This window comes from Chitinophaga sp. GbtcB8, assembly GCF_019091455.1.
In the GTDB taxonomy this organism is placed as follows: domain Bacteria; phylum Bacteroidota; class Bacteroidia; order Chitinophagales; family Chitinophagaceae; genus Chitinophaga.
Genome location: NZ_JAGXJN010000073.1, coordinates 1 through 8,132, shown reverse-complemented (window position 1 = coordinate 8,132; position 8,132 = coordinate 1). Strand labels below are relative to the sequence as shown.

The following is an 8,132-nucleotide window of genomic DNA, read 5'->3' as shown; positions in this document are numbered from 1 at the left end:
CTGCCGGAAGCCCAGCTGGACCGTTTCCTGTTATATATAAAGATAGGCTACCCGACAGCCGAAGAAGAAACCGCCATTTTAAACGCTACCACCGGCAGCAAAAAGGTAACGGTAACGCCTGTACTGGCTGCCGCTGAAATACAACAATTACAGCAGCTGGTGCGGGAGGTAAGCATTAATGAGGACCTGGTGCAGTATGTAGCAGACCTGATACGCGCTACCCGTCCGGATACCAGCACCGTGCCCTATGTAAAGGAATGGGTGCGCTGGGGCGCCGGGCCAAGGGCCGGGCAGGCATTAATTTTGACGGCCAAGGCCAGGGCGTTGTTCAAAGGCCGCTATGCGGTGGTAATGGAAGATCTGCAGGCCATGGCCTACCCGGTATTGCGGCACCGCGTGCTGATGAACTTTAAAGCAGAAGCAGAACATATTACCGCTGATCATGTAACGGGAGAGCTTTTGAAAACCATCTCCCGGAAAAATACCGTGCTGGTAAAAGGTGAAAAGTAAAGAGCCTGACTAAAAAGAATGTAAGATCATAAACCGGCGAAGGAGGTTCAGAGAGACCAACAGGCATTTTGCATTCCTTTTTAGTCAAACCACATTTTTTCATACTTCAATCTTCATACATCATTTCATGAGCCGACCGTTACTAGATCCAGCCACACTCTCCGCTATTAAAGACCTGTCTTTAGTAGCGCGGACGGTTATTGACGGTTTTATGGCAGGCCTGAACCGCAGCCAGGTAAAAGGCACGGGCTTAGAATTTAGCCAGTACCGCAGCTACCAGCCTGGCGATGACCTGCGCTGGCTGGACTGGAAAATGTATGCCCGCTCTGACCGGTATTATATCCGTGAATCGGAAATGGAAACCAGCATTTCTGTACGGATCCTCATAGATGCCAGTAACTCTATGAACCACCGGGATGGCCCGCTGTCTAAAATGGATTATGCCCGCTACCTGGCTGCTGCGCTGGCTTACCTGGCCTATATGCAGGGCGATGCCATTGGGTTGTATATTTTCCAGGGCGGGCAGCTGTTTTCCCTGCCTTCGCGGAAAGATCCACAGCATTTATCGCGTATATTTTACCAGATGGAAAATATAAAGGCGGCCGGCAAATTCACGGAGCCTGTGCAATACAAACAGCTTTTTACCGGGGAACGCAGGAAGGAGCTGCTGATCTTTATTACCGATATGTACCAGCAGCAAGGGGAGATCTCCGGCCTGCTTAGCTCTTTAGCGGCGCTGCAGCATGAGCTGATCGTGTTTCACCTGATGGGTAAAAATGAGCTGGGCCTGGACTTTGCCGGTTATACTACCTTGCAGGACCTGGAAACCGGCAAAACAGTAAGCATTAACAGTGCGGAAATGAGAAAGGCCTACACGGAAAAACTGCAGCAGTACCTGGCGGCCACACGTATGCAGCTATTGGAGCAGCAGATCTTTTACCGTTTAATAAGCACGGATCAACCTTTGGATAAAGCATTACGTGATTTCCTGAACCAACGGCAAAAATCATTGATATAAGTTTTGTTGCAGCTACTACAACCCATATGGCTTTATGCAATGGCCGGTATTATTATACCGGTGCTGATCCATTTATGGAACATGAGCCCGGGAAGAACCCTGCTGGTAGGCAGTGTAGCGCTGATGCAGGAAAACAGCAGGCAACAATCCCGACGGGTAAAGCTCCGGGATTGGTTTTTGTTATTGCTGCGTTGTTTGCTGATCATATTACTGGCGCTCCTGCTATCAAAACCGGTATGGCAGCAGCGCCCCCTTAATAAAGAAAAGGGTTGGGTATTAATGGAGCCATCCCATATAAATGAAACCTACCAACAGTTTCAGCCGCTTATAGATTCTTTGTTACAGGCAGGTTATACCTTTCATTATTTGCAGCCGGGTTTCCGGGAAGCGCGGTTACCTGTCGCTTTGGAAGAAAAGGGAGATACGCTTGCGGATACAACATCATACTGGGCGCTGGTAGCGGCGCTGCAACAGCAACGTGCCAACAACCGCTCTGTATACCTGTTCACCCCCAATTACCTGCACCGCTTTGAGGGCCTGCGCCCGGTCATAGATACAGGTATTCACTGGAATGCCTATACGCCAAAAGATTCTGTGGCTACCTGGCAGGCCGGCGACTACGTAACGGATAATGGCACTATCCGCGTACGGCAGCTGAGCAGCAACCCGGGCGGTACTTCCTATACCTATGAAGAAAACAGGGGCCCACTACCAGCAGATACTACCACCCGGCGCCTGGTTATTTTTGCGGATACTTATGTACAGGATGCGCATTACCTGCAAGCTGCGCTAAATGCTATACAGCAGTTTACCCGGCGGAAAATGGAGATAACAATAGTGCATGAAACAGCCGCTTTACCTCCTGCTGCGGACTGGCTGTTCTGGTTATCTGCCAAACCGCTGCCAACAGGCATAAGCGCGCATAACATATGGCAATATGATAGTGGTAAGGTTGTAAATGCTACTTCCTGGCTGCTGACAGAAAATGCGCCGCCAATAGCGTTATATAAAAACATTACTGTGCAGGATACTGCTGCTGCCTTATGGCGGGATGGCGCCGGCCATGCAGTACTGCGCCTGGAAAAGAGTGCCGCAACCAGTATTTATCATTTTTCCAGCCGGCTGGATCCTGCCTGGAATGAGCTGCCCTGGAGCCCTGCTTTCCCTGCTTTGTTATTGCCTTTATTATTCCCGGATAGCATAACTGTTAAGGATAAACGGGCTATTGCTATACAGCAGTTAGCATCGGACACAGATCAGCAGGCGGTTATAAGACCTGCAGGGGTAACCCCGGTTACCAAAGACCTGAGCACTGTTTGCTGGATAGCGATTGTAATATTATTCCTGGCAGAACGGCTGTGGGTATTAAGAACACAAAAACTCCCTGCCCATGGCTGATGTACGTTACCTGCACCGGTTTCATGTTTTACGGCAACGCTGGCAAATGTACACGCTGCTAAGCCGTGCACTGGCAGCCCTTACCATGGCGGTGGTGTTCACTACGCTGGTATATATGATGCATGGCGCCTGGTGGTGGGCTATTCCTATTACCATTATTTGCCTGACTGCGCTGCTGCTGCCGGCATACTCCTGGAAAGTTACTGAAGCAGATGTGATCCGGTATTTTAACATCACTTACCCGGAAATGGAGGAAAGCAGCGGGTTGCTATTAAAGCCTTATGAGCAGCTTACTTTCCTGGAGCAGCTGCAGGCGCAAAAAATAGCACAGGCGCTGGATGCCATACCCACTCCCCGGCCGCTGAAAAAGCACTTACGTATATGCATGCTGGCTTTTATTTTAGTGCTGACGGTAAGTGCCGGCATTGGCTGGTGGGTAAATGTGGAAACTAAGCGGGCAGTAAAGGAAAGCGGAACACCGCAGAAAACAGCCGTTGTTAAAGAGAACATACTACCGGAAATAAGCGGCGTAACCATTAGTATACAACCGCCTGCCTATACCCGTAAAGCCAAACGGCAACAGCAGCAGTTTAACCTGGAAGCAGAAGAAGGCGCACAGCTGTTATGGGAGATCCGTACTAACCAGCCGGTAGCTGCTTTACAGCTGGTATTAAATGATACGGCCTGGATTGCCCTGCAAGCAACTGATAAAACACATACCCAATGGACCGGCCGCGCTGCTGCCACCCGCGCAGGGTTTTACCAGGTGCAGCTGGATAGCAAGCTATCAGACCTGTATAAAATAGCCATTATTAAAGACCAGAACCCGGTGATCAATATAGTAACGCCTAAAGCCTATACTATTATTGATTATGGTATGCCAACACGTATATCCCTTAAAGTGAGTGTAACAGATGATTACGGCATTAGCAATGCGCACATACAAGCCACGGTAGCCAGCGGCAGCGGGGAAGCGGTAAAGTTTAAGGAACAACCTATTGCCTTTGCTGAAAGCTTTAGCGGCGCTGGTACGCAATACACTTTGGAAAAAACACTTGACCTGGCTGCGCTGGGCATGCAACCCGGCAGCGAATTATATTTTTACATACAGGCGCAGGATAATCACCGGCAGCTTGCCCGCTCCGGCATGTATATGGTGGTGCTGCCGGATACTGCGCAGCTTATGAACATTGAAGGCATGGCCAACAGTATGAACCTGAAACCGGAATATTTCCGCAGCCAACGCCAGATCATTATTGAAACAGAGCAGCTGATCCGCGATAGGGATACCCTGGCGGAAAAAACATTTCAGCGCCGCAGTAATGATCTGGGTATAGATCAGCGCCTGTTACGCCTGCGTTACGGCAAATTCCTGGGTGAAGAAACAGAAAATAATATTGGCGATGACCGCCTGGAAGAAGAACATGGTCATGACCACGCAGTATCTAATGACGCAAAGGATTTTAATAATGCGGAAAAGATCATGGATCAATTTTCCCATAAACATGACATTGCTGAAGATGCCACTTTCTTTGATCCCGCTACTAAGAGCCAGCTGAAAGCTACGATTACGGAAATGTGGAATGCAGAGCGGGAGCTGCGCACCTATCAGCCACAGGCGGCTCTGCCCTATGAATATAAAGCCCTGCGCCTGCTGAAAGACCTGCAGCAAAAGTCCAGGGCGTATGTAGCCAAAACCAGTGTAAGAACCCCGCCCTTAAAACCGGAAAAACGGTTAACGGGCGAATTGGACAAGATCATTTTTCCCCTGCGGCAGCAGCAGGCAACATCGGCTGTTACCGATAAAATGGCCTACGCCCTGGCCATACTGGAAACGCTGAAAAGCGGCAGCCATTTGCCGGATGCTGTTTCCCAGCAGGTGTTACAACAGGCCGCCCGGCAGCTGGCTACTGAAACGGCTACGGCCCGCTACCTGCCTGCATTACAGGCCATGCGGCAAATACTGGCTGCGCTGGAACAACAGCAAAATGCGCCGCCGGCTGCTGTTGCCATAGCAGAACAGGCCTTGTATAATTTATTGCCACTGCCTGCGCACCTGCCACAAGCAGGTAATGCTACTGCCAACATCAGCTTATCGCAACAATATTTTATGAACCTGCAAAAGAAATGATGCCGCTGCATTATATAGTGCTTATAATATGTTTATTACTGCTGGTATTCCTGTGCCGGAAGGAGTGGATGCGCCCTAACCGCAAGCGGCTGGCAGCGCGCTTACTGGCCTCGCTGTTGGCAGTGCTAAGCCTGGCATATTTAATATTGCCCATTGGTAAGGAGCGGCAGGTAACCCCTGCTAAAACCGTGTTTCAATCTATAGATACGCCTACCGGTATCACAGCTATTTACTGGCCCCGGCAAATAAGTGCCGGCAGCGCCTTACAGGTGCAGGGACTTTTTAATAACAAAGGGAACCACCCTGTTAAGCTATTACTGAGCGGGTTTAATGAGCGGCTGGATTCTGTTACTATTCCTGCGCAGCAGCAACAATCTTTTATTTTTAACACCCGGCCCAAACAAGCAGGCCGGGCTTTGTATAGCTTAATAGCGGTAGCAAAAGATACTATTGAAAAAGAGACGATCCCGCTGGAAGTAGTACCCCTAAAACCTTTGAAGGTACTGCTGCTGGCCGCTGCACCGGATTTTGAGCATAAGTTCCTGGCCGGCTGGCTATCGCAAAACGGTTATATGGTAGCTGCCCGCACGGCCATCAGCAAAAATAAATACAGCTATACCTACCTGGATACTACCCGCTTTCCACTGGAACAGCTTACACCTGCGCTGCTGAATGCTTTTGATGTATTGGTGGCAGATGCAGGCGCATTAGCAGCATTGAATGCCCGGGAACTGGCAGCCATCCGCACACAGGTGGCCGACAAAGGCCTGGGCCTGCTGGTTAAAACAGACAGCGGTGCGGTACGCAATTTTTATAACCAGCCCTTTCCCCTTACAGCTACGGCAGATAAAAGCGAACGCCCGGTAACATTACAATTAGCCGGCACTACCGCTATGTTGCGTATGGAAGCGCCGGTATACATTACCTCTACGCCCGGTACGCAGGCGCTGGTAACCGATGCACAGCAGCATATACTTGCCGGCAGCAGCCTGTATGGCAGCGGTAAGCTGGTGAATACTACACTGCATACTACCTATAGCTGGCTGTTAGCGGGTAACAGGGAAAGCTATCAAAACCTGTGGTCGTTATTGTTACAAAAAGCAGCGCGTACAAAACCCCACACCGCGCAGTGGTTTATTGGTACAGCATTACCCAGGGTGCGTATGCCGGTAACATTACGCCTGGAAACCAGCATGCCACAGCCTACGGCAACCATAAACGGCGCCCGCCTGAGCCTGGCGCAGGATGCTGTATTACCTTTTCAATGGCAGGGCGTTTACTGGCCCATGCAGGCCGGCTGGCAGGCGGCTGTAGCTGCTAGCGGCGATACCTGCCATTGGTATGCTTTTGATGAAAGGGCCTGGCAGCCCATTGCTGTGGGGGAACAGCAGCACCGGGGCAGTATAACAGCGGCCGGCGCAGATGCATCCACACTGCCTGAAATATATATCGTAATACTATTGCTGTTAGCCCTTACATTTTTATGGGTGGAAGAAAAAATGGTCTAACGGCATGAAATAGTTTGCGGAATGTTCTAACTTTCATGGAGTGGAAACCGTGATCCGGAACAACCGGATCTAACCATTACAACAACCAATTCTAAACCGCATTTTTCATCTGTATACGAATTAAGTGAAATCCGCCATCACTAAGCATTCGTAATTAAAACCTAAGGAGGGCTACGCCTTGAACAGAAAAGATTTTCTCCAGCTTTCGGCAATGGGTTTTGGGGCCCTTATGATCCCCAGCTCTTTACTGGCCGGTAATGCCATTGATCCTGCCCAGGCTTTGTTGGAGGGCATGGATGTGGGCATGAAAAAACAGCTATCGGATGTGGCATTAACCGCCGCCCGCGCCAAAGGCGCTACCTATGCGGATGTGCGCATAGGCCGCTACCTGAACCAGTTTATTACTACCCGCGAAAAACGCGTGCAGGGTATTTCCAACACAGAATCTTTTGGGGTAGGCATCCGCGTTATTGGCAATGGCAGCTGGGGTTTTGCGGCTTCCAATGTAGTTACCAAAGAAGACATTATTAAAACCGCGGAAAGGGCGGTAGCCGTAGCTAAAGCCAATGCCAAAATTACCACGGAGCCGGTGCAGCTGGCCCCGCAGAAAGGTTTTGGAGATGTAAGCTGGAAAACGCCCATTGAAAAAAACGCGTTTGAAATACCGGTAAAAGATAAGGTAGACCTGCTGTTAAAAGTGAATGCTATTGCCCTGCAGGGCGGCGCTAACTTTGTGAACTCCGCTATTATGGCAGTGAATGAGCAAAAGTATTTTGCCTCCACAGACGGTTCTTATATTGATCAGGACATTCACCGCATTTACCCTTTCTTTAACGTTACGCAGATAGATAAGGCCACCGGTAAGTTTCAGACCCGCCGCTCCCTTAGCTCGCCGGTAGGTATGGGTTATGAGTACCTGACCGCTACGGGCAACAATAAAGTGACCGGTGTGGTAACCCGTTACAAAGACCGCTACGATATACTGGAAGATGTTAAAAATGCTACAGCCGATGTAGCGCAGAAAATAAAAGCTAAAACCGTAGAACCGGGTAAGTACGACCTGGTGCTGGACCCCTCTCACCTGTGGCTTACCATTCATGAATCGGTAGCCCACCCTACAGAGCTGGACCGTGTGCTGGGTTATGAAGGCAACTATGCCGGCCCCAGGCTCCTGACGCTGGGTAAATGGAAATCCAAGAACTTCCAGTTTGGCAGCAAGCTGGTAAATATTGTGGCGGACAAGCTGCAGCCGGGTTCCCTGGGCGCTGTAGGTTATGATGATGAAGGTGTGAAATGTAAAGAGTGGGACCTGATCAAAGAAGGCGTGCTGGTAAACTATCAGGCCATCCGCGACCAGGCGCATATTATTGGCCTCAAAGAATCACAGGGTTGCTGTTATGCGCAAAGCTGGGAGGATGTACAGTTCCAGCGCATGCCCAACGTATCGCTGAAACCCGGTAGCAGCCCCTTAAGCGTGGATGATATGATCAAAAATGTAGAGAAAGGCATTAACATTGTTGGCGTCGCCCCATTCTCCATGGCCCAGCAGGGTTACAACTTCCAGTTT

General features: G+C 50.0%; 6 protein-coding genes. All 6 read left to right on the top strand.

Translation table 11 applies throughout. The features are described from left to right. Nucleotides 1-510, top strand: a 510-nt coding sequence (locus KVT36_RS31230) for a MoxR family ATPase (RefSeq protein WP_217607345.1), incomplete at its 5' end; no start/stop codon positions are given. Nucleotides 511-637: 127 nt separating this feature from the next. Next, a complete protein-coding gene (locus tag KVT36_RS31225; protein ID WP_217607344.1) occupies nt 638-1,528 on the top strand; it encodes a DUF58 domain-containing protein in 891 nt (296 codons plus the stop codon). Nucleotides 1,529-1,531: 3 nt separating this feature from the next. Then, on the top strand, nt 1,532-2,926 hold the full coding sequence (locus KVT36_RS31220; protein WP_217607343.1) for a BatA domain-containing protein: 1,395 nt from the start codon (nt 1,532-1,534) through the stop codon (nt 2,924-2,926). Then, nucleotides 2,919-5,057, top strand: coding sequence for a hypothetical protein (locus tag KVT36_RS31215; protein WP_217607342.1), 2,139 nt, complete (start codon nt 2,919-2,921; stop codon nt 5,055-5,057). The genes KVT36_RS31220 and KVT36_RS31215 overlap by 8 nt, the downstream gene beginning before the upstream one ends. Then, the gene (locus tag KVT36_RS31210) at nt 5,054-6,565 is read left to right on the top strand and encodes a hypothetical protein (RefSeq protein ID WP_217607341.1); all 1,512 of its coding nucleotides are present in this window, start codon (nt 5,054-5,056) and stop codon (nt 6,563-6,565) included. Before KVT36_RS31215 ends, KVT36_RS31210 begins: the two co-directional genes overlap by 4 nt. A gap of 229 nt (nt 6,566-6,794) precedes the next feature. After that, a partial coding sequence (locus tag KVT36_RS31205; RefSeq protein ID WP_217607340.1) for a TldD/PmbA family protein occupies nt 6,795-8,132 on the top strand: 1,338 nt, incomplete at its 3' end.

Excerpts from the sequence above, each read along its gene's own strand:
- KVT36_RS31210 (WP_217607341.1), top strand. The coding sequence starts at position 5,054 with ATGATGCCGCTGCATTATATAGTGCTTATAATATGTTTATTACTGCTG.
- KVT36_RS31225 (WP_217607344.1), top strand. The coding sequence starts at position 638 with ATGAGCCGACCGTTACTAGATCCAGCCACACTCTCCGCTATTAAAGAC.
- KVT36_RS31215 (WP_217607342.1), top strand. The coding sequence starts at position 2,919 with ATGGCTGATGTACGTTACCTGCACCGGTTTCATGTTTTACGGCAACGC.